At 43.1% G+C, this 20,313-nt stretch carries 16 protein-coding genes and 4 tRNA genes; 7 read left to right on the top strand and 13 right to left on the bottom strand.

Annotated features, from left to right (window positions below; translation table 11 throughout):
• Window positions 1-43: 43 nt before the first annotated feature.
• The 3 genes from FTU91_RS00185 to FTU91_RS00175 all read right to left on the bottom strand — a co-directional run bounded on the left by FTU91_RS00185 (window position 44) and on the right by FTU91_RS00175 (window position 1,717).
• Entirely contained in the window at window positions 44-463 is a 420-nt protein-coding gene (locus FTU91_RS00185; protein WP_180080099.1) for a hypothetical protein, read from the bottom strand.
• A 207-nt stretch (window positions 464-670) separates the two neighbouring features.
• A complete protein-coding gene (locus tag FTU91_RS00180) occupies window positions 671-1,018 on the bottom strand; it encodes a hypothetical protein (RefSeq protein ID WP_180080096.1) in 348 nt (115 codons plus the stop codon).
• A 309-nt stretch (window positions 1,019-1,327) separates the two neighbouring features.
• Complete coding sequence (locus FTU91_RS00175; protein WP_180080092.1) at window positions 1,328-1,717, bottom strand: hypothetical protein; 390 nt, start codon at window positions 1,715-1,717, stop codon at window positions 1,328-1,330.
• Window positions 1,718-1,904: 187 nt separating this feature from the next.
• Between FTU91_RS00175 and FTU91_RS00170 the strand changes: the two genes are divergently transcribed.
• The gene (locus tag FTU91_RS00170; RefSeq protein ID WP_180080089.1) at window positions 1,905-2,960 is read left to right on the top strand and encodes a hypothetical protein; all 1,056 of its coding nucleotides are present in this window, start codon (window positions 1,905-1,907) and stop codon (window positions 2,958-2,960) included.
• Between the two features lie 42 nt (window positions 2,961-3,002).
• On the opposite strand, the gene glyS is transcribed toward FTU91_RS00170, so the two are convergent.
• Complete coding sequence (gene glyS, locus FTU91_RS00165; RefSeq protein WP_180080087.1) at window positions 3,003-5,072, bottom strand: glycine--tRNA ligase subunit beta; 2,070 nt, start codon at window positions 5,070-5,072, stop codon at window positions 3,003-3,005.
• On the bottom strand, window positions 5,072-6,061 hold the full coding sequence (gene glyQ / locus FTU91_RS00160; protein WP_166169439.1) for a glycine--tRNA ligase subunit alpha: 990 nt from the start codon (window positions 6,059-6,061) through the stop codon (window positions 5,072-5,074). Before glyQ ends, glyS begins: the two co-directional genes overlap by 1 nt.
• 204 nt (window positions 6,062-6,265) lie before the next feature.
• Between glyQ and FTU91_RS00155 the strand changes: the two genes are divergently transcribed.
• Entirely contained in the window at window positions 6,266-7,366 is a 1,101-nt protein-coding gene (locus FTU91_RS00155; protein WP_180080084.1) for an HPP family protein, read from the top strand.
• Between the two features lie 89 nt (window positions 7,367-7,455).
• On the opposite strand, the gene FTU91_RS00150 is transcribed toward FTU91_RS00155, so the two are convergent.
• Complete coding sequence (locus FTU91_RS00150) at window positions 7,456-7,719, bottom strand: PspC domain-containing protein (RefSeq protein WP_180080081.1); 264 nt, start codon at window positions 7,717-7,719, stop codon at window positions 7,456-7,458.
• 313 nt (window positions 7,720-8,032) lie between these two features.
• Here FTU91_RS00150 and FTU91_RS00145 point away from each other — a divergent pair, with 313 nt between their 5' ends.
• Complete coding sequence (locus FTU91_RS00145; protein ID WP_180043075.1) at window positions 8,033-8,638, top strand: hypothetical protein; 606 nt, start codon at window positions 8,033-8,035, stop codon at window positions 8,636-8,638.
• A 122-nt stretch (window positions 8,639-8,760) separates the two neighbouring features.
• On the opposite strand, the gene FTU91_RS00140 is transcribed toward FTU91_RS00145, so the two are convergent.
• The 6 genes from FTU91_RS00140 to FTU91_RS00115 all read right to left on the bottom strand — a co-directional run bounded on the left by FTU91_RS00140 (window position 8,761) and on the right by FTU91_RS00115 (window position 14,963).
• Window positions 8,761-8,836 (bottom strand) — tRNA-Lys (locus FTU91_RS00140).
• A 223-nt stretch (window positions 8,837-9,059) separates the two neighbouring features.
• A tRNA-Lys gene (locus FTU91_RS00135) sits at window positions 9,060-9,135 on the bottom strand.
• Between the two features lie 58 nt (window positions 9,136-9,193).
• A tRNA-Lys gene (locus FTU91_RS00130) sits at window positions 9,194-9,269 on the bottom strand.
• Window positions 9,270-9,292: 23 nt separating this feature from the next.
• Window positions 9,293-9,368 (bottom strand) — tRNA-Lys (locus tag FTU91_RS00125).
• 194 nt (window positions 9,369-9,562) lie between these two features.
• On the bottom strand, window positions 9,563-11,404 hold the full coding sequence (locus FTU91_RS00120; protein ID WP_180080078.1) for a long-chain-acyl-CoA synthetase: 1,842 nt from the start codon (window positions 11,402-11,404) through the stop codon (window positions 9,563-9,565).
• 196 nt (window positions 11,405-11,600) lie between these two features.
• A complete protein-coding gene (locus FTU91_RS00115; RefSeq protein WP_180080075.1) occupies window positions 11,601-14,963 on the bottom strand; it encodes an Rne/Rng family ribonuclease in 3,363 nt (1,120 codons plus the stop codon).
• Between the two features lie 761 nt (window positions 14,964-15,724).
• Here FTU91_RS00115 and FTU91_RS00110 point away from each other — a divergent pair.
• Window positions 15,725-16,687, top strand: a complete 963-nt coding sequence (locus tag FTU91_RS00110; RefSeq protein ID WP_180080072.1) for an RluA family pseudouridine synthase — start codon at window positions 15,725-15,727, stop codon at window positions 16,685-16,687.
• A gap of 257 nt (window positions 16,688-16,944) precedes the next feature.
• On the top strand, window positions 16,945-17,613 hold the full coding sequence (locus FTU91_RS00105; RefSeq protein WP_180043079.1) for an HAD-IA family hydrolase: 669 nt from the start codon (window positions 16,945-16,947) through the stop codon (window positions 17,611-17,613).
• A gap of 128 nt (window positions 17,614-17,741) precedes the next feature.
• Here FTU91_RS00105 and FTU91_RS00100 read toward each other — a convergent pair whose 3' ends face one another.
• Entirely contained in the window at window positions 17,742-18,137 is a 396-nt protein-coding gene (locus FTU91_RS00100) for a hypothetical protein (RefSeq protein WP_180080069.1), read from the bottom strand.
• A gap of 433 nt (window positions 18,138-18,570) precedes the next feature.
• Here FTU91_RS00100 and mhpD point away from each other — a divergent pair, with 433 nt between their 5' ends.
• Window positions 18,571-19,368 carry a 2-keto-4-pentenoate hydratase gene (gene mhpD, locus FTU91_RS00095; RefSeq protein ID WP_086195278.1) on the top strand — a complete coding sequence of 266 codons (798 nt, stop codon included), beginning with the start codon at window positions 18,571-18,573 and terminating at the stop codon, window positions 19,366-19,368.
• 38 nt (window positions 19,369-19,406) lie between these two features.
• On the top strand, window positions 19,407-20,303 hold the full coding sequence (locus FTU91_RS00090) for an acetaldehyde dehydrogenase (acetylating) (RefSeq protein WP_086195279.1): 897 nt from the start codon (window positions 19,407-19,409) through the stop codon (window positions 20,301-20,303).
• Window positions 20,304-20,313 lie beyond the last annotated feature (10 nt).

Genomic DNA, 20,313 nt, shown 5'->3' with positions numbered 1-20,313 from the left:
TATACAGCTTGTACTTGAGCAGCCAGTCATATGTAGGTGCAAATTAATTACTGGTTGAAGATTCACTGAGCGGATGCGAAATAATCGGTGCAGGCTGATCATTTGGACTGCCGATAATATGATCCTTAGTTTCAGTTATTTTCTGATTGACCGTGGCTGCTGCGTGTTGTGACTTTTCTTTGGCAATGGCTGATTTTTCAGTGGCAAAATCCTTGGTGTCTTCCCAGGCATTTTCGACTTTGGGTTTGACTTTGGCTACCCCTTTTTGCGCCGCGGTATCCACCTTTTCCGCTGTGTTCTGAACCTTCTGCTGGGCCTTATGGCCGAGCACTTTAAAGATATTGGGATTATCCCCATAAGGTGCAGGGTGGCTGTGTGCTGGAGCTGTGGTACTGGTTTGAGCCAAAACAGAGGTGGATGCCAAAATGGCACTTGTAATCAATACCGTTTTCATCATTTTCATTGTAAGGATAATTCCTGTTCGAGTAATGGCTGCAATCTAATTCAATTTTCTATTGGATTTTATTCTAAGAGTAAATTGAGGGGGAAATGTGAAATGTGGCGAAATTAATACAGATTCATTACATTTAAGCTCAATCTTCCGATTGTTTTATCGAAGAAAAAAAGCTCGTGAAAATGAGCTTTTTATACAGTCATTTAAAAAGATACCTTATTTTTCAATTTCCTGAGTGGGATCGGCTGAAGCTGCTTTTTCAGAATATGGATTCAGTTCCGCATGGGTTTGACCGTTAATATCCATATTGCTGGGATGTGAATGATTGCTATTTTTACTTGGAGGAGCATTTTCAGCGGCAAAGTTCTGGATGTTTTCTGGGGAGTCTGGCTTTGCAGTTCGAGTTTTACTCATCCCTTTTTGACTGCCATGCACGTGGTCAGCAGTATTTTGATCACTGTGTTTAACTTTTAGCTCTGAAGTTGCTTTGGTGTCCGGGTTAGCAAAAAGGGAAGTACAAGCTAAAAGTGCTGTGCTCATCACCATTATTCTGATTGTTTTCATAGCCCGATTTATCCTTGCATGATAAAACTCGAGTGTTTACCGAGTTATAAGAGCACCATCATAACCAGTTTAATGGAGGAGTTCGGAATCAGAGATTAAATTCACACGTTTTTGCAACACCGAATAACAATCTGACTCAATATGTGAAAATAATTTACAAATTAAATTATATAAGTTTTTGATTTTTAATATTTTATAAGAGTCATGCTGCTTTAAGCCATACACTTGGAAGTTTGGTTTCTCTATCTCTTTGACTGTATAAAGAAAGAATCACCAAGTCCCAATAGATTCAGTGATTCTGGGGGAGAGTTAGTTACATTGGGCTAAGGCATCTTTATGGAAATGATTGCGCAGGGCAAGGAAGTTTTTTTGTACTTCTGGGCTATGCAGGTCAAAATTATTGGCGGTGCTTGAACCATCTTGTGCAAAGGTGGTTGCGCCACCTGAAATCAGGGTATTGCCTTTAAATGACCAGTGTTCTATGGATTTCCCTGCTTTGAGGTTGCCAGTAAATTCAATCACGCATTTATCAATAAATTTAGTCAGTTTGGCTTTGTTATCCACTGTGTCTGGGTAGACTTCCAGATTCTGAACTTCTTGTAATACGCCGTTTTCAAGTTGTGGGATTTTAGGTGCAGTCGTACACGCCGTAACAGCAATACCCGCAAGACCAGTCAAAATAAGCATTTTCAATTTCATATGATTCTTTCTTGTTGAGTGTTGTTAGTTTGAGTATAGGGAATATATAGGGATATGCCTATAGTGTTTATTTTTATATTCCTTTTAAGTAAATAGAAAATAAATTAAAAATTTGATTAAGAAATATTTTTGAGTAAATTATGAACTAAAATGTAATAAGTTTTTGATATTTAAAAGAAGCTTTGTATTGATGGACTTATTTACTCCTATTGTTGAAGAACAAAAGCAAAATATGATTTTTAAAACTTTAAGTCATCCAAATTTATATGCTGAACGAGAGGTTCTTGATAAATGGGCTACAGGATTCACTGATAGAGATAATAAATTTGTACAAGAGTTTCAGAGCACATTTGAATCATCTTTTTGGGAGTTGTATCTGAATGCTGTCTTAAATGGAAATAATGTAAATGTTGATTATTCCTATTATGCTCCAGATTTTGTCTGTGAAAAAAATGGACTTAAGTTCTGTATAGAAGCAACAATTGCTAATCCTGAACAAGATGGATTACCTGCTTATGGATTCGATAATGCTCATCAAAACTTTGATATAGATTTTAAGGAATTTAACAGGAAGTCAATTATTAGAATTGCTAATTCAATTGTTTCAAAAAATAAAAAATTTGATAAATCATATAAAAATCATTCTCATGTAATTGGTAAGCCATTTATTCTTGGACTCAACTCATTTGATAGACCTCATGCCCACTTTATAGGACATAGAGGGATTATCGCAGTACTGTACGGTATTTACTTAAATGAGGAAAAAGCACTAAGTCAGAATTTAAATTATATTCCTAAAGATAAAATGGATTTTATTACAAAAGAAAATGGTGCGGAAATTCCGCTAGGTTTTTTTACTACTCCAGAATATGAAAATATCAGTGCTGTTATTTACAACCCTTTAGCTACTTGGGGGAAAGTTAGAGCTTTAGCACAGATAAATGATTTTAATAAAGGATGCTTTTTCACAACCTTACATACTAATGAAGACCCTGACAGTATGATTCCTGAAACTAATATGGGAATTAAAAAAGAGATTTATATGGAGTCTTTAATAGATGGCACCTATATTTTTTATAATCCTTTTGCTAAATATCCCTTAGATTATGAATTATTTGATCAAAAAGGCATTGCGCATATAACTATAAATGAAGCGGGTAATCTAGAAGAATTTATACCTAGAAGATTTCTATTAAGTAGAACCTTAATATCGACAGATGGAAATACACTTCCTAAGAAGTAATAAAAAACCCGCTCTAAAGCGGGTTTTTTATTACATCAGAACTTAGTGTTGAAGCACCGAAATATCTGCAACCTTAGTGAATAATTCACGAAGCTGAGCAAGCATACGTAAACGGTTTGCTTTCAGGTTCGCATCATCAGCCATCACCATCACGCCATCAAAGAACGCGTCCACTGGCGCACGAAGGGCAGCTAAAGCAGACAATGCAGCAGTGTAGTCTTTGGCAGCAAATAACGGCTCAACCACAGGTGTGATTTTCGCAAGTTCAGCGAATAATGCTTTTTCAGCATCTTCAACCAGGTTTGCTTCAATGACGCTTCCTTCAGGTGCAGCTTCTTTTGCAAGAATGTTGGCAACACGTTTGTTTGCAGCAGCAAGTGCAGCAGCTTCAGGCAACGCGCGGAAGTGATTTACTGCATTTACACGCTTGTCAAAATCAAGTGGAGATTTTGGCGACAATGCTTGAACAGCTTGAATCACATCAACAGCCACGCCCTGGTCTTCGTATTTCGCACGGTAACGACCTTCAAGGAATGCAACTGCATCTGCCAAAGTCTTGTCGTGATCTTTCAATACATCGCCATACGCAGCTAAAGCAAGTTTGATCAGGTCTTCAATCGACACATCAAGCTCGTTTTCAGTCACTAGACGCAAAATACCAATCGCAGAACGACGCAGTGCAAACGGGTCTTTAGAACCTGTAGGCGCTTGACCAATACCGAAAATACCGGTCAAGGTATCCAAACGGTCGGCAAGGGAAATGGTTGTACCAGTCTTGGTTTTCGGTAACACGTCACCTGCGAATTTAGGCAAGTATTGCTCACCTAAAGATTCAGCAACTTCAGCATTTTCACCTTCAAGACGTGCGTAGTAAGTACCCGCAATCCCTTGAAGTTCCGGGAATTCCCCAACAAGCTCAGAAGTTAAGTCACATTTCGCAAGCAGGGCAGCTTTTTCAGCATCCGCAGGGTTCGCACCAGTGATTGGAGCCAATGCGACAGCCAGTTTTGCAATACGTGTTGATTTGTCCCAAAGTGTGCCAAGTTCTGCCTGGAATACCATCTTGGCCAATTTCTCTTTACGCGATGCAAGCGGTTGCTTTTGATCTTGCAAGAAGAAGAATTCAGCATCCGACAAACGAGGACGAACAACTTTTTCATTACCTTCAATAATTTGAGTCGGATCTTTAGACTCAATGTTTGAAACGGTAATGAAGTACGGTTGAAGTTTGTTGTCAGCATTTACCAAACAGAAGTACTTTTGGTTGTCCTGCATGGTGGTGATCAATGCTTCTTGAGGAACAGCAAGGAAACGTTCTTCAAAGCTTGCACGAAGCGCAACAGGCCACTCAACCAATGCAGTCACTTCGTCACGAAGGTCAGCGGGAACGATTGCAATCGCATTCACTTCATCAGCAAGCGCTTTCACTTGTTGGTCGATGATGGCTTGGCGCTCTTCAAACGACGCTACAACGTGCGCTGCTTTTAATTTAGGCAGATATTCATCAGCATTGGCTAAGCTAATGGCTTCAGGCGCATGGAAACGGTGACCATAGGTCACGTTGCCTGCTTTGTGATCTTGAATGCTTGCATCAATCACATCATTGTCTTTAAGCAACACGACCCATTTAACTGGACGTACAAATTCGGTACGGCTTGCCGCAGAACGCATGCGTTTAGCAATTGGCAGGTTGTCTAAAGCAGCTTGTAAAATTTGTGGTAAAAGTACGTCTAGGCTTTGACCTTTGACATCTTTTAAGTAGCACACTTTTTCCACTTTACCGGCTTGGAAAGTCGATACCTGATCAACAGTGATGCCTTGACCGCGCATAAAGCCTTCAAGTGCTTTGGTTGGTTTGCCTTCAGCATCAAAGGCGGCTTGTTTTGCAGGACCGTCAAAACGTTTTTGTGTATCTGCTTGCGCACCGTCCACATTGATAATTTTCAATGCCAAACGGCGTGGTGCTGCATAAGCTTCAATTGAGTCGAAAGCCAGACCAGCATCTTTTAAGCCTTTTTCAGTTTCGGCCTGAAGGGCGTCACGTAATTTTTTTAAGCTTTTCGGTGGAAGTTCTTCACAGCCAAGTTCAAATAAAACAGTATGTTTAGACATTATTTGTTCTCCGCTGTTTTTTCTGCTTGAGCTGCTTCTGCTTCAACTTGTGCTTTTAACTGCGCCAATACTTCGTCACGTAGGTGTGGTTCCGCCATTGGGAAACCCAGTTTCGCACGTGCTGCCACGTAACTTTGTGCAATGGCACGCGCCAATGTACGGACACGTAAAATATAACGTTGACGTTCAGTCACGGAAATCGCACCGCGAGCATCCAGCAGGTTAAAGCTGTGAGATGCTTTAATCACCTGTTCATAGGCCGGTAATGGCAGTTCAGCTTCCATTAAGCGCGTTGCTTCAGCTTCGTAGAAATCGAACAGCTCAAACATCTTGTCGACTGGTGCATATTCAAAGTTATAAGTCGATTGCTCAACTTCGTTTTGATGGAATACGTCACCGTAAGTTACCGTACCGAACTGGCCTTTGGTCCAGACCAGATCATAAACCGAGTCTACACCTTGCAGGTACATCGCCAGACGTTCCAGACCGTAAGTGATTTCGCCTGTCACCGGGTAACATTCAACACCACCGACTTGCTGGAAGTAAGTGAACTGGGTCACTTCCATACCGTTCAACCAAACTTCCCAGCCCAAGCCCCAAGCACCGAGAGTTGGTGATTCCCAGTTATCTTCCACAAAACGGATATCGTGGGTCAGGGTATCAATACCAATGGCTTTTAACGAATCGAGATAAAGCTGCTGGATATTGTCCGGGTTGGGCTTAAGCACCACCTGGAACTGATAATAATGTTGTAAACGGTTCGGGTTTTCACCATAACGGCCATCTTTCGGACGACGTGAAGGTTGTACGTAAGCCGCGTTCCATGTTTCTGGCCCTAAAGCACGAAGGAAAGTTGCAGTGTGGAATGTCCCTGCACCCATTTCCATATCGTAAGGTTGTAACACTACACAACCTTGTTCAGCCCAGTAGTTTTGTAAGGCAAGAATTAAGCCTTGAAATGTATCAATATGCGATATGGCGCGACTCATGTAGCATCCATTAAAATTAGAGAAAAATTGGCTCTAAGTATAAGGATTTTGCAAAGGTGTGGCAAAGGTTTCAGGACAAGAAATCAGCTGTTTAAAAATGATTCACAGATTTATTGATAAATATAAGATATAAAATAAATACATCTTTAATCATTAGCATTCTATAATTTGCAACTTCTTCCCCAAAACAATAAAAGGCGTGCTGTGTTTCATTCCCGACTCGAATGGCTGAATACTCTAAAACCCAATTTCAAGATTCTTCCTCTAAAAGATCGCCTGCTGTGCGGTCTGGGTGCATTACTTGGACTGACACTTTCATCTTTCATAAGTTGGTGGGTGCTGGGAGATATCAATGCATGGTATATCGCGCCGATGGGTGCATCTTCAGTATTATTGTTTGCCGTGCCTGCCAGTCCTTTGGCACAGCCGTGGAATATGGTGATTGGAAATATCATTGCAGGAGTCATTGGGGTGACCTGTGCGGCCTATATTCCAAACCTGACAGAAGCCTTTAGTGTGGCGGTGGCATTGTCTATTTTTCTGATGATGACCACCGATTCATTGCATCCACCGAGTGGGGCAGTGGCGATTACTGCGGTTTTAGGTGGCGAAGCGGTCCATGAGCTGGGATATTATTTTATTTTTTATCCGGTTTTATTAAATTCGGTCCTGTTGATGTTTGTAGCGATTATCTTTAACCGTCTTTTAGGAAAACAGTATCCGCAAGTCGCCCAGATCAACCAGCGTTCTCAAGACCCGACACCCACGCAAAAAGTCACCATTCAACCGCAAGATATTCAGGCCACATTGGATCAGCAGACCGAGCTGCTGGATATTAGTGAATATGACCTGCAAAAAATTATTTTAGCAGCCCAAGAAAAAGCCAATGCTCGGGGCATGAGCCAGTTTAAGTGTCAGGACATCATGACCAAAGATGTGATTAGCTTGAATGAAAATGATGATATCCATTCTGCACTGGATAAATTCAAACACATGAATTTAATGAGTCTGCCTGTGATCAATGCCCAGCAGCAACTGGTTGGTACGCTGGCTTTATATGAAGTGGTGGAATGGTTTAAACGTGCAACCGATTTAAGAACCACCTGGCAGCGTCAGGTCAAGGATATTATGGTGCGCCAGGTGGTGACGGTAAAGCCGGAGCAACCGATTCAGGACCTGGTGCCTTATTTTGTCGAGCGTTCATTTAACTATATTCCTGTGGTGGAAAAACAGAAAATGGTCGGCATTATTAGCCGTGCCGATATAATTGCGGCATTGAACCAGCAGTTGAATGTAGCGGCATAAAGCAGAAATGAAGCAAAAAAAAAGCTACGACTGATTGGGGGAAAAGTCGTAGCATAAAACGAACTCAACTCATGGAGTTCAACATGATGTTAGCGATTTTGATCTGGATTTACCGTGCGGATCGGGTTGTTATAGGCTGATGCCTGACCAAACATGGTATTGGGCTGTTTAGGGATCACCAGCCACAAAATTAAATACACCAAGATTCCCGGGAATGCTGCGCTCATGACAGAAACCAGAACGAAAATAATGCGCAGTAAAGTCGCATTCCAACCAAAACGTTCAGCAATACCGCCCATTACACCTGCAATCATGTTCTGACGCTTAGAGCGATATAAACCAACATTGGCCATCTAGGTCTCCTTAATAAAAATAACAAAGCAGTTAAAACAACATGCCTGTAATAAAAAAATGGAGATGAACCCTTCTTTTTAAAGGGGCATGCCATAAAAAATAGTTAATTTATGTAAAGCTAAGGGCTTAATTGAGAGGTCGTCATTTAAGATATGTTTTGTTGAATAAGTTGATTTATATGAATAAAAATCAACAAAATATTCCCATATGTATGAGGGTAAAATGATGATCCGTGCTTTAGTCTTTATTGTGTACATCGGCAAATATGGCTATGGACAGCCAAATAAAATTTAACTCTCAGGAGGGAGAGCGGTGTTTCGAAAAGCGAATTATTGTGGTTTTTTCTTGGGGGTGATTTGTGCAGCTTTGGTGGGTTGCAATAAGCCTTTAGAAGACTCTGTCGCGCAACAAATCAAAAAAGAAACTCCAACGAATAGCGATGAGCAGGCTAGAAGCCTGACTGATGTTGCAGGGCGGGCGACTGTTCCGGTGGAACAGGCAGAATCTAGAATCAAAAAAGCCATTCCAGACTGTGCCGAGCCTTATATTGGCCGTTATCAAGCCACGATCAGTTGTGATGATCCTTTTGTCAGATGTAAAGATGGTACAGCAGATTATATTATTAATTTACAGGAGGATGGAATTGCCCATCGCACCCTGATCCATTCGGGGCAAATCAGCTTCGCTTCAAATCTGTATCATCGGCAAGATCACTGGTCGTATGATAGGCAAAATCATCAGGTGATTTTGCATCGCTCAAATGGGGTGGAATTTTTCTATGATATTGATAAAGATCAAAATCTGGTCATGGATTTGGACAAGATTGCGCATGCTTCTGTCTTAAACGAGCAATATTTTGCCGAAGGCAATCCCTTTCCACAACAGGCATATCGTTTGGTTAAAGAGAAAGTCAGTTAAAGAAAAATTGGATGGTGTTTTCATTTAACCAGACTTGCAATTCAAGAGGGGGAGAAATGCTGTAAATGTGGAGCACTTTTTATTATATGGGCGTGTGGATATAAGATGAATAATAAAAAATCTGGTGGGTTGTGAGGGGCTCGAACCCTCGACCAATAGATTAAGAGTCTACTGCTCTACCAACTGAGCTAACAACCCTGAGCAAGGATTAGTGAACTTAAAGCATCGCTTTAAGGGTTCACCCGAGTGCAAGAAAAAAAATCGAAGATTTTTTACAGATGCATTGAAGCATTGTGTTTTGCAACATCGGTCTAGCAAAATTTCGAGAATGGCGAATCAACCGAAACGGTGTGGTTTGTCTTGGTCGGAATATTGCAGGTTTCTTTTCTATTGTAGTACAGAAAGAAGCCCTAAGAAAGAATGGTGGGTCGTCCGCGATTCGAACGCGGGACCAACGGATTAAAAGTCCGCTGCTCTACCAGCTGAGCTAACGACCCATTCAGAAAATGTGCTTTAAAAGCTAAAAAAGCTTCATGTCAGAAGCCTTTGGAAAGATGGTGGGTCGTCCGCGATTCGAACGCGGGACCAACGGATTAAAAGTCCGCTGCTCTACCAGCTGAGCTAACGACCCATCTCTAGATCAATCAAAATAAGTGGTGGGTCGTCCGCGATTCGAACGCGGGACCAACGGATTAAAAGTCCGCTGCTCTACCAGCTGAGCTAACGACCCTGAACCAACATTCAGAACTTGTCCGAATGTGCAGTGCAAGAAAAGAAAGAGTTTTCTCAACACCACTTCGTTTTGATGGAGCGTATTGTAGCAAGTTATCAAACGAGCGCAAGTAAAAATTAGCAAACTTGTTGATGTTTGATTATAAATACAACAAATTTGCCTAATCTTATAAAAAAATAGCGGTTCTGCAATTAGAAACGGTATTGATAGGCTTGAATATTGCTGAAGATTTCCGCAGTTAAATCACAATATTCTGTCGCATTTGGCAGAAGGACCAGTAAACGATCCTCGGTCTTGTTGGGGTTGAAAGCCTGTTCTTTGAGGGTATTCTTTTGATATTTAAATGTGCCTGTCGTTTCAACTTGAGACTGAACACGTAAAAATACCGGAACAGCATAAGCTGGCAAACATTTTTTGAACTCGCTTGCCATTTGCTTTAAGTCTTGTGCAGTTAATTCTGCACCCGCATTCAAGGTAATGGCTGCCATACCGGCACGTCCATTGGTATGGGGAATTTCTACCCCGTAAACTACTGCCTCAGCAATTTTTTCATATTCACTGACTACATTTTCAACTTCAGTGGTAGACACATTTTCGCCTTTCCAGCGAAAAGTATCCCCGAGACGGTCTACAAACTGGGCATGACGGAAACCGATATCGCGTACTAAATCACCGGTATTAAAGAAAGCATCTCCATGTTTAAACACATCTTTCATAATGACGGATTTATTTTTTTCCGGATCGGTATAGCCGTCAAAAGGTGAACGGCGGGTAATTTTGCCCACCAGTAAGCCGACTTCACCTTTTTTCACTTTTTTACACCAGCCTTTGGCATCTCTCACCGGCTGATTACTTTCCTTATCAAATTCAATAATCGCATAAGGTGTTGGAGAGAAGCCGACCGTGTTGTCAAAGTTAAACACGTTACTAAAGCCTACATTACCCTCACTGGATGCATACAGCTCAAGTACCTCTTCAATGCCAAAGCGTTCCTTGAATTTATCCCAGATATTCGGGCGCATGCCATTACCGATCATTTTGGTGACACGGTGACCTTTTTCCAGTTCAGATGGGGGAGCATCCATTAAATAGCGGCACAGTTCACCGACATAACCGATGGCTGATGCATCAAATTTTTTGACATCTTTCCAGAAGGCAGAGGTTGAGTATTTACGGCGTAATGCAAATGTTGCACTGCTTGCAATCACGCCACACCAGCACACCACAATACCCGTGGCATGATACAGCGGCAGGGTGCAGTACATGACGTCATCAGGTTTTAAATCCAGCACGTGACCATAGGTGCCATAAGCCAAAGTCCAGCGGCTATGGGTGAAAATGACCGCTTTAGGCAGGCCGGTCGTGCCTGAGGTATAGATGTAAAATAAGCCATCTTTACCTTGAATGGTGTGCGTGGTCGGAGTATTAAATTTTGGAAATTGGTCGGCTTTTTCCGCAAGGTTGGTCCAGCCCGGAGGTGCTTTACCGGCATCCACCTGTGTGGCTTGATCGGCAAACCAGTGAAAACGGTCTGCTGCCAGTTCTAGGTCCTGACGAACGTCTTCTACAGCTGCACGGCATTCTTCACCGGCAATTACGGCAATCGGCTTCACCAGATTGATGCTGTGGGTCAGTGCTTTACCGCTTTGTGAGGTGTTGACCAAAGCAGAGGTGACGCCAATTTTTGCCAGGGCGATAACTGTGGCAATCAGTTCCGGACGGTTTTCTACCATCACCGCAATCACATCGCCTTTTTGTGCACCGAGCGATAAATAGAAGTGTCCAATTTGGTTGGCCCATTCATTCAGTTCCTGATAACTGAATTTCTGATCTTCAAATAATAAAGCCATGCCGTGCGGATTATGTTTTACCGCTTTTTCAAAGGCAATACCCAAGCCTGCTGGAGTATTGGATGTACGCAAATAGGCTTGTTTGAGACCACTCAATAAATGAGGGACTTTGCTGATGAATTTAGGTATTTTTGCTGCAACATCCGCAATACCAATAAGATCGCTCGGTGTAGTGTGGTTCATATGAATCCTATTTATTTTTTCATAATCCAATACAGTCTATTTGTTCGCAATACGCTTGCTGTGATTTGTACACTTGTCTTTTAATCGTTTCAATCTAGTGCAATCAACCTAATCCGACAAAAGTATCAAAAAAAACCTAGTCACCGGAATGACTAGGTTTTTTTATTTCACTGCACGAGAGCTAATTTAAAACAAATTACGACTCATTTGCAGGTGTTGCTTTCTTTGGTGGACGACCGCGAGGACGACGAGGACGGACAGGTTTGTCTCCATCTTCCCCTTCGGTTTTTTCAGCTTCTGCGGTTGGCTCGACCTGAGTTTGTGCGTCCTGAGCAGCTTCTACCGCCAATTCAGCTTGTACGGGTTCGGCAGCCTGTTCGGTTTCCTTTGTAGCAATTACCGTTTCAGCAGCAACAATAGTTTCTGCAATAGGTTCAGCAACTACTTCAGTCACAACAGGATCGGCCACTTCGGCTGGCGCTGTTTCTGCTTCTGTTACAGCAACAGTTTCGGCCGGCATTGCTTCAGCTGGAGTAGCTTCAGGTTGACTATGCGCCTGCTTTGCTTGCTCTAAAGCTTGTTCAGCAGCCTGTTTTGCCAAACGGCGACGTTCACGTGGATCATTTGCTACACGTTTGTCAGACACCGGTTTTGGTGGTGTCAAGTCCAGCACTGGTGCAGGTTCTGCTTCAGGTTCTGCTTTGGTGACTGCTACATCGCGTGTTACCGGCTGTGCTGGTGCTTCAGTTGTCTGAGTCGCGAGTGTTGCAGCATATTGCTCGGTAAATTTCACCAGGGCACGGTTGAACGTTGGAATTAAACCAAACTGTTCAATCAGCACTGAACAATCTTCACCATAGACATGGCGAATGAGACTGATCACGGTGTATTGACTCAAAGTTGGAACCTGAGAAGGGCTTAACTTCGGCGCCTGAGCCTGTCTTGCCTGAGCTTCACGTTTTTGGCGACGACGCATACGCGGATCGTTGCTGGCACGTTTTTCTGCAGGACGTGGCTTGTGTGGTTCATGAGTTTCAGCTGCAGCAGGTTTTTCTTCCTGCACGACCACTGGTTTCTCGATGACCGGCACTTGTGCTTCAACTGTTACAGGAGCAGCCTGAATAATTGGTGCTTCAACTGCAGCAGGTGCTGAATTTAATGCAACAATTTCGGTTTTTGCCTGATCAACATTGACCAACAATGCAGTTGGCAGAACTTCCTGACGAGGTGTATCAATCACTTCGACCTTAGGTTCCCGTTCATTTACGACTACAGCAGCTGCAGTTTGTTGCGCTGGCTGTTCGTTTAATACGCTCTGATCGCGGTGGCGATTTGGGCGTTCCGGACGTTGCTGGTTACGACGGTCACGGCGTGGCACAGCATTTTGCTCGGTTTGCTGATCAGCATGTTGTTGTTCAGCGTGTTGACGACGAGAAGGGCGCTTGTTTTCACGTGAATCCTGGCGCTGTTCCGGACGTTGTTCTTGACGTTGCTCATGACGGGAAACCTGAACAATTTCTTCATGCACTTGATTTTGCTGATTGTCGTACTGAACTTGTTCACGTTGCTCTTTAGGCTTGTTACGCTTTTTATTGTGACGTTGCGATTTTTCTTCCTTGTCAGAATATTTATCTGCAACTTCACGCTGTTCCTGTTTGTTACTGGCAGGAACATTTGGCGTTAAGTAAGCATTGCTGCTTGTTGCCGCAACAGGTGCGGTCTCGACAGCTGTTGCCATCTGACCGAATTGACCGCGGCTCACGGCACCAGCATTGACCATTTGCTCGATGGCAGCAGCGGCGTTGTTAGCAGTGCGTGCTTGATCTACAGTGGTTGCCTGTTTTTGTACAAACAGGTTTTCTAACCAGGCACATGGACTTGTAGACGGTGCAGCAGGGGCAGCGGCTTGAGTTTGTTGTTGAATAGCAGGTTGCTGCTGTTTTTTCTTGTTGTTGCGCTCTGGCTGGCTTGAGGCTTGTTGAGCAGCTTGCTGGACTTGTTGCTCTTCACCTAAATGCCATTCAGATGCTTCATAACCCAACTCTTTTTCACTTGAACGGGTTGCTTCGGTACGTTCATAGCTGGTTGGGGCAAAACCTTCAGGATTATAGGAAATTTCGTAATGTGGTGTTTCCAGGTGCGGGTGAGGCAATACGGTTACACGGACGTTCGATGTTTGTTCCAGGTAAACCAGGCTGTGACGCTTTTCATTCAATAAGAATGCGGCAATTTCAACCGGAACTTCAACCTGAACTTCACCGTGGCGTTCACGCAGTGCAATTTCTTCCACTTTACGCATAATCGACAATGATAAAGAGCGTAAGTCACGTACCATGCCTGTACCATGACAGCGTGGGCAAACGTAACCGGTTGCTTCTTCCAGCGATGGACGCAAGCGTTGACGGCTCATTTCCATTAAGCCAAAACGCGACAATTGACCGAACTGGATGCGGGCACGGTCGCTTTGGGTCGCTTCACGCAGTTTCGCTTCAACCATGCGCTGGTTGCGGTCTTTGGTCATGTCGATGAAATCGATCACCACCAAGCCACCGATATCGCGTAAACGCAGTTGACGCGCAATTTCTTCTGCTGCTTCTAAGTTGGTGTTTAAAGCAGTGTCTTCAACGTCGTGACCACGAGTCGATTTAGCCGAGTTAATATCTATCGATACCAAAGCTTCGGTCTGGTCAATCACGATTGAACCGCCAGAAGGAAGTTTTACTTCACGTTCATAAGCCGTCTGAATCTGGCTTTCAATACCGAAATGGGCAAATAAAGGCTCATTTAAAGTATAGGTTTTGAGCTTGTCGATTTGACGTGGCATTACTGCTTTCACGAAGTTATAGGCTTCGTTATAGGCTTGTTCCGAGTCAATCAGGATTTCTGCAACATCATCACGTAAATAGTCACGAATTGCGCGTGTTACCACACCGGCTTCTTGATGGACCAGCATTGGTGATGGACCAGAACTTGCGGTGTTTTGGATTTGGGCCCAAAGATCCATCAAGTGTTGCAAGTCAAGTTGCAATTCTTCTTGCGAGCGGCCAATACCTGCAGTACGCACAATCACGCTCATGCCACGCGGAATATTCAGTGAGGCCAACATTTCTTTCAGTTCTTCACGCACTGAACCGGAAATTTGACGGCTGATACCGCCACCTTTCGGGTTGTTTGGCATAAGCACCAAATAACGGCCAGCAAGCGAAATGAAGGTAGAAAGGGCAGCACCTTTATTGCCACGTTCTTCTTTTTCCACCTGGACTAAAAGTTCGGTACCTTCAGTGATCAATTCGCGGATATTTGAAGTTTGGCGAGGATCTGCCTTGTAATACGAGTTTGCGATTTCACGCATGGACAGGAAGCCTTGACGGCCTGCACCATACTCTACAAAAACAGCTTCTAAAGAAGGTTCAACGCGAGTGACGTGACCTTTATAGATATTGGATTTTTTTTGTTCACGGGTACGATTTTCTAGATCGAAATCGTAAAGACGCTGACCAGTGACAAGTGCAACGCGAATCTCTTCGGCATGTGTTGCATTAATCAACATACGTTTCATGGGTGTAACACCTAATAGTGATACACAGCAGGACATCGCTATACACGTAGCGAACATCACACATTACGGATCAACACCCAGATCTCAAAATGACGCAATTGTGGTCTGAGCTTTTTTACCGGCCTTTTTTTGGGCTGCGGTTTTTTGATTCACGTATTGAAGATGGCAATACGGCTTCAATCTTATAAACGATTAAAGTCACCTGAACGATTCACTGGCGGACAAACGGTGCATTAGATGTGAGTAACTTTCACTGTCACGTAGCTTGAAGATCGTCCCTTCATTAATTCATGATCGGGCGTCTTGATACGGAATTATCATCGTATCTTTGCTTTATGTGCAGATCCAATGCATCAACGTTGTAGCCTGAATGCGACTTCAGGGTGCGATTAATCTGATGTGTATCAGTTTACGTTTAAAAACCAACTAGGTTGGCGACATATTTTTTAGGGCAAACTGATTTATGTACGAAGTACAATTAAACGCAACAGTTTGCTTTTTTGCCGATATAATAAGCCTTCGGCGTCGGCATATTCTTTAGGGACCTTTCCGTATTTAATGTGAATGGTGAAATTTAATATTGAGCTTCAAAAAAGATTGAAGTGATTAAATTTTTTCACACTAACGGTGGTATCCGTGCGCTGACTATATCAAACCTTGCATCATCTGCCTATGGGCTAAGCTTATCTTTCTTGTGTAAAGCATAGCCCAAGTGATCAGTTTTTAATCAATTTTAGTATTTTTTGGGTCATCGTAACTGTATGAATTCTACGCAAGAATGGCAAAGTGTCACCTGGTTTGAAGTGGACGAGCATCAATTGGGTCAACGCATCGACAATTTTTTATTTTCCAGACTTAAAGGTGTACCAAAAAGTCGGATTTATCGTTTAATCCGTGAAGGACAGGTTCGGGTCAATAAAAAGCGCGTTAAGGCGGAAACCAAACTGAATATTGGTGACCAGATTCGCGTTGCACCAATTCGTTTTGAGCCTAAAGATGAAACGGCGGCACCAGTATCGGATAAAGTGGCGCAAAGCCTGCTTAGTCGAGTGGTGTATGAAGATGAAGGCCTGATGGTAATAAACAAACCTTCAGGGATTGCCGTGCATGGCGGTAGTGGTGTGGCGTATGGGCTGATTGAAGGACTGCGTGCAGCCACCGGCAAGAAATATCTGGAACTGATTCACCGTATTGACCGCGATACTTCGGGACTGGTGATGATCAGTAAAAAACGCAGTACTTTAAAAACGCTGCAAGATTTATTGCGTGAACACAAAATCAAAAAAACCTATGCCGCGATTGTCAAAGGGCAGGTGAGCCTGGATCAACAGCTGATTGATGCCCCTTTGCACCGTTATGAGCTGGCCAATGGTGAGCGCCGGGTTCGTGTCTCTAAAGAAGGTAAAGACAGTAAAACCCAGTGGAAGGTAGCAGAGCGTTTCATGCATGGCACACTGGTTTACGCTTCACCACTGTCTGGCCGTACCCATCAGATTCGTGTACATGGTTTGAGTATTGGTCATCCTTTAATTGGTGATGATAAATACGGTCATGAGACTGAATATAAGGGGCCAAAGCCGCGTCGTTTATGTTTACATGCCATGCGTCTGGAAATTCCGGGTTATCCGATCATTGAAGCACCTTTGCCTGAAGATATGCAGAGTCTGGTGGCGCAGCTCAGAGCGCAGAAGAAGGATAAGCCGGTCGTTACTTTTGATGACTAGTAAGTTTTAATCCTCTCCCTGAGCAGCATTGCTGCGCAAGTTTCCTTTCTTGCACATCGTTTAAAGCAGTGCTTTAAACTCGTTCAGGAGAGGGGACATCACGTAAAATATTCTGTCATTAACTCAGACTTCGTGTAGTCAGTATTTTGATTTAGTAAAAAATGAATGACTAAGCAAAAGGGTTTCTCTCTCCTTGTAGGAGAAGGCTAGGGGGAGGTGAATAATTAAATACTGAATCAAATACTAGGAAAGCATTTATGAACACACCTGTAAAACTGGTTATTTTCGATTGGGATGGCACTTTATTTGATTCGGTCGGTCAAATTGTGGCGAGTTTGCAGTTCGCAGCACAACAATTCCAGCAACCCTTAACAGATGAAGATGCCAAAAGTATTATCGGGCTAGGTTTACCGGAAGTCGCACAGCGTTTATTTCCGGCTGTGCCTGAGTTACATGCCGATATTTTACAGTCCTATTCAGAGCACTATGTTGCCAATTCAACTGGTGATCAATGGTTCGCTGGTGTTGCCGACATGTTAGAAGCATTGGCTCAAGCAGGGGTGAAACTGGCAGTCGCTACAGGCAAAAGCCGTAAAGGTCTGGATCGTGTTTTAAAGCAGACACAAAGCATGGAGCTGTTTGCGGCGACACGTGCAGCCAGTGAAACCCGATCTAAACCACATCCTTTAATGCTGGAAGAAATTCTGACCCAAACTGGTGTCCAGGCTGAACATGCGATCATGGTCGGTGATACTTCCTATGATCTGGAAATGGCACAAAATATTGCCATGCCGCGTATAGGGGTAAGTTATGGGGTCCATACTCCGGAAGTCCTTTCCCGCTATCATCCGCTGGCCATTGCAGATGAGGTCGCAGATTTGCATCAGCTTTTATTAAACCATGTGAATTTGAAACAGGCGGTTTGATCCAAGCTGAAGACTAAAAAGGGTGATGTAAAGTCACCTTTTTTTTGAACTTCTTTCATAAGGGTCTTTTATTTACCCCGATGGAAGAAATAAAGAGGGTCTCGGTAGTGATGAAACAAGTTTCATCTTTATTTCATTCTAAATTTTTGTAGTTCGGGTTTGTGATTGCCCCAACCCGTCCAGTAATTGGTGACGGTAACGGTTTTGTTTTGAATACTCATGATTTTATAAATTTCATTGCGTGGCGGTGAAATTTCATTGGGACGAATCACTTCAGTCATGACAAAAATTTCTGGTGCAATCCAGGTAATACGCCAGGCATCTTTATTATAGTAGCCGTGGCTGCAGTCCATTTCATTTTGCCATGCTGCAGCAGTCGCCTGGGCATTAAATTTTAAGCCTGCGCATTCAGCATCCGCTAAAACAAGGTATTTGCCTTTTAGTGACTGCTGATAATTCTGTGCGAAAGTTGAGCAGGAAAGGATGATCAGTAAAATTGTACTGAAAATGGTTTTATGGTTCATAAAGTAGCTGTAGTTTGTTGATTTTAAAAAATATAAATAACATTTTTAGGTCTGCTGAAATAGGGTTTTTGTACTCAAAATAAGCATTCAATCTAGTCTTTTAGTCGTAGATCGATGGTTATTTCATGAATCTGACAATCTGACATTAAGTTCATATGGGAAAACAGTTTTTATATTTGGTTCATATGGCTGTTTTTTTTAAATAAAACCAAGTTAATTTATAGGAATTAGCTATTGTCATAAATAAAATAAGTATTGGCATAAAAAGCGCAATTTTCCGATTCTAAAACTGTTTATACATATACGCGTTTGCCAAGATGGGCAGCAGCCCTTTGCTGATGGCTTTGATCAGTTCACAGATTTCTTCTTGTTGTTCATCGCATTTCCATCGATAACGGTATAAGTCCAATTTTTGCAGTTTAAGGAAACATTGATGTCGAATTCTGCTGTTGTTGAATCAGTTGCGCAAGCATTACGTAACGCTGAATTATCAAAAACTGCGATTGCCCCTGTTCGCCCGCAACTTGGTGGCGAAAGTGCTGACGTGGATATCGCATACGCCGTTCAGGAAGTAAATACAGAGCGCGCATTATCTGAAGGTCGTCGTTTGGTTGGCCGTAAAATTGGTTTGACCTCTAAAGTTGTGCAAGCGCAGCTGGGTGTAGACCAACCGGACTTCGGTATGTTGTTTGCTGACATGGCTTATGGTGATGGCGAAGCGATTCCAGCGGGTCTATTGATTCAACCCAAAGTTGAAGCAGAAATCGCGTTAATCATCAACAAAGATTTAACCCAAGAAAAACACACTTATGCAGACATTATCAGTGCGACTGAATATGCACTGCCTGCTGTAGAAGTAGTCGATAGCCGGATTGAAAACTGGAAAATTTCATTGATTGATACGGTTGCAGATAACGCTTCTTCTGCGGCTTATGTTTTGGGTTCACGTCCTGTGAAACTTGAAAATCTTGATCTTGTAAATTGCAAAATGACCATGAAACGCGGTGAAGAAGTCGTGTCTCAAGGCGTTGGTAAAGCATGTCTGGCTAACCCGTTAAACGCTGCGGTTTGGCTGGCGGATGAAATGGTACGTCGTGGTCGTCCTTTACTTGCAGGCGACATCATCCTGACAGGTGCATTAGGTCCTATGGTTGTCGCTAACCCGGGTGATGAATTCGTGGTTGAAATTGAAGGTTTTGGTTCTGTAACTGCTGCATTCGCTGCTGAATAAGTCCAGATTTTAAGAGCGTTTTTTAAGAGAAATTGTTCATGAAGAAGATTAAATGTGCATTGATCGGTCCAGGCAACATTGGTACTGACTTGCTATATAAATTACAACGCAGTGAATTTCTAGAGCCAGTATGGATGGTGGGTATTGACCCAACTTCTGAAGGTTTGGCACGTGCTGCGAAAATGGGTTTAAAAACCACTGCTGACGGTGTAGACGGTTTACTTCCTCACGTTCTGGAAGACGACATCAAAATTGCATTCGATGCAACTTCTGCCTACGTTCACGCTGAAAACAGCCGCAAGTTGAATGAACTTGGCGTGTTGATGATTGACTTGACGCCTGCTGCGATCGGTCCATTCTGTGTACCACCAGTAAACCTGGAAGCTTTGTTAGACGCGGGCGAAGTACCAAACGTAAACATGGTAACTTGTGGTGGTCAGGCAACGATTCCTATGGTTGCAGCAATTTCACGTGTTCAAGCAGTTGAATATGGTGAAATCATTGCTACTGTATCGACTAAATCTGTAGGTCCAGGTACACGTAAAAACATCGACGAATTCACTCGTACTACAGCCGGTGCGATTGAAAAAGTTGGTGGTGCTAAAGCGGGTAAAGCGATCATCATTATTAACCCGGCAGAGCCACCACTGATGATGCGTGATACGGTTCACTGTCTGGTTGAAGGCGAACCAGATCAGGCGGCAATCACAGAATCTGTGCATGCGATGATCAAGGAAGTTCAAAAATACGTGCCAGGTTACAAACTGGTAAACGGTCCAGTATTTGATGGTAACCGTGTATCCATCTTCCTGGAAGTTGAAGGCCTGGGCGATTACCTGCCTAAATATGCCGGTAACCTCGACATTATGACTGCAGCAGCTGCGCGTACCGCAGAAATGTTTGCAGAACGTGTTTTAAACGCAGTTGAAGCATAAGGAGCATCTT

The organism is Acinetobacter sp. YH12201, assembly GCF_013418145.1.
Classification (GTDB): Bacteria; Pseudomonadota; Gammaproteobacteria; order Pseudomonadales; family Moraxellaceae; genus Acinetobacter.
This window is presented reverse-complemented; position numbering and strand designations above follow the sequence as displayed.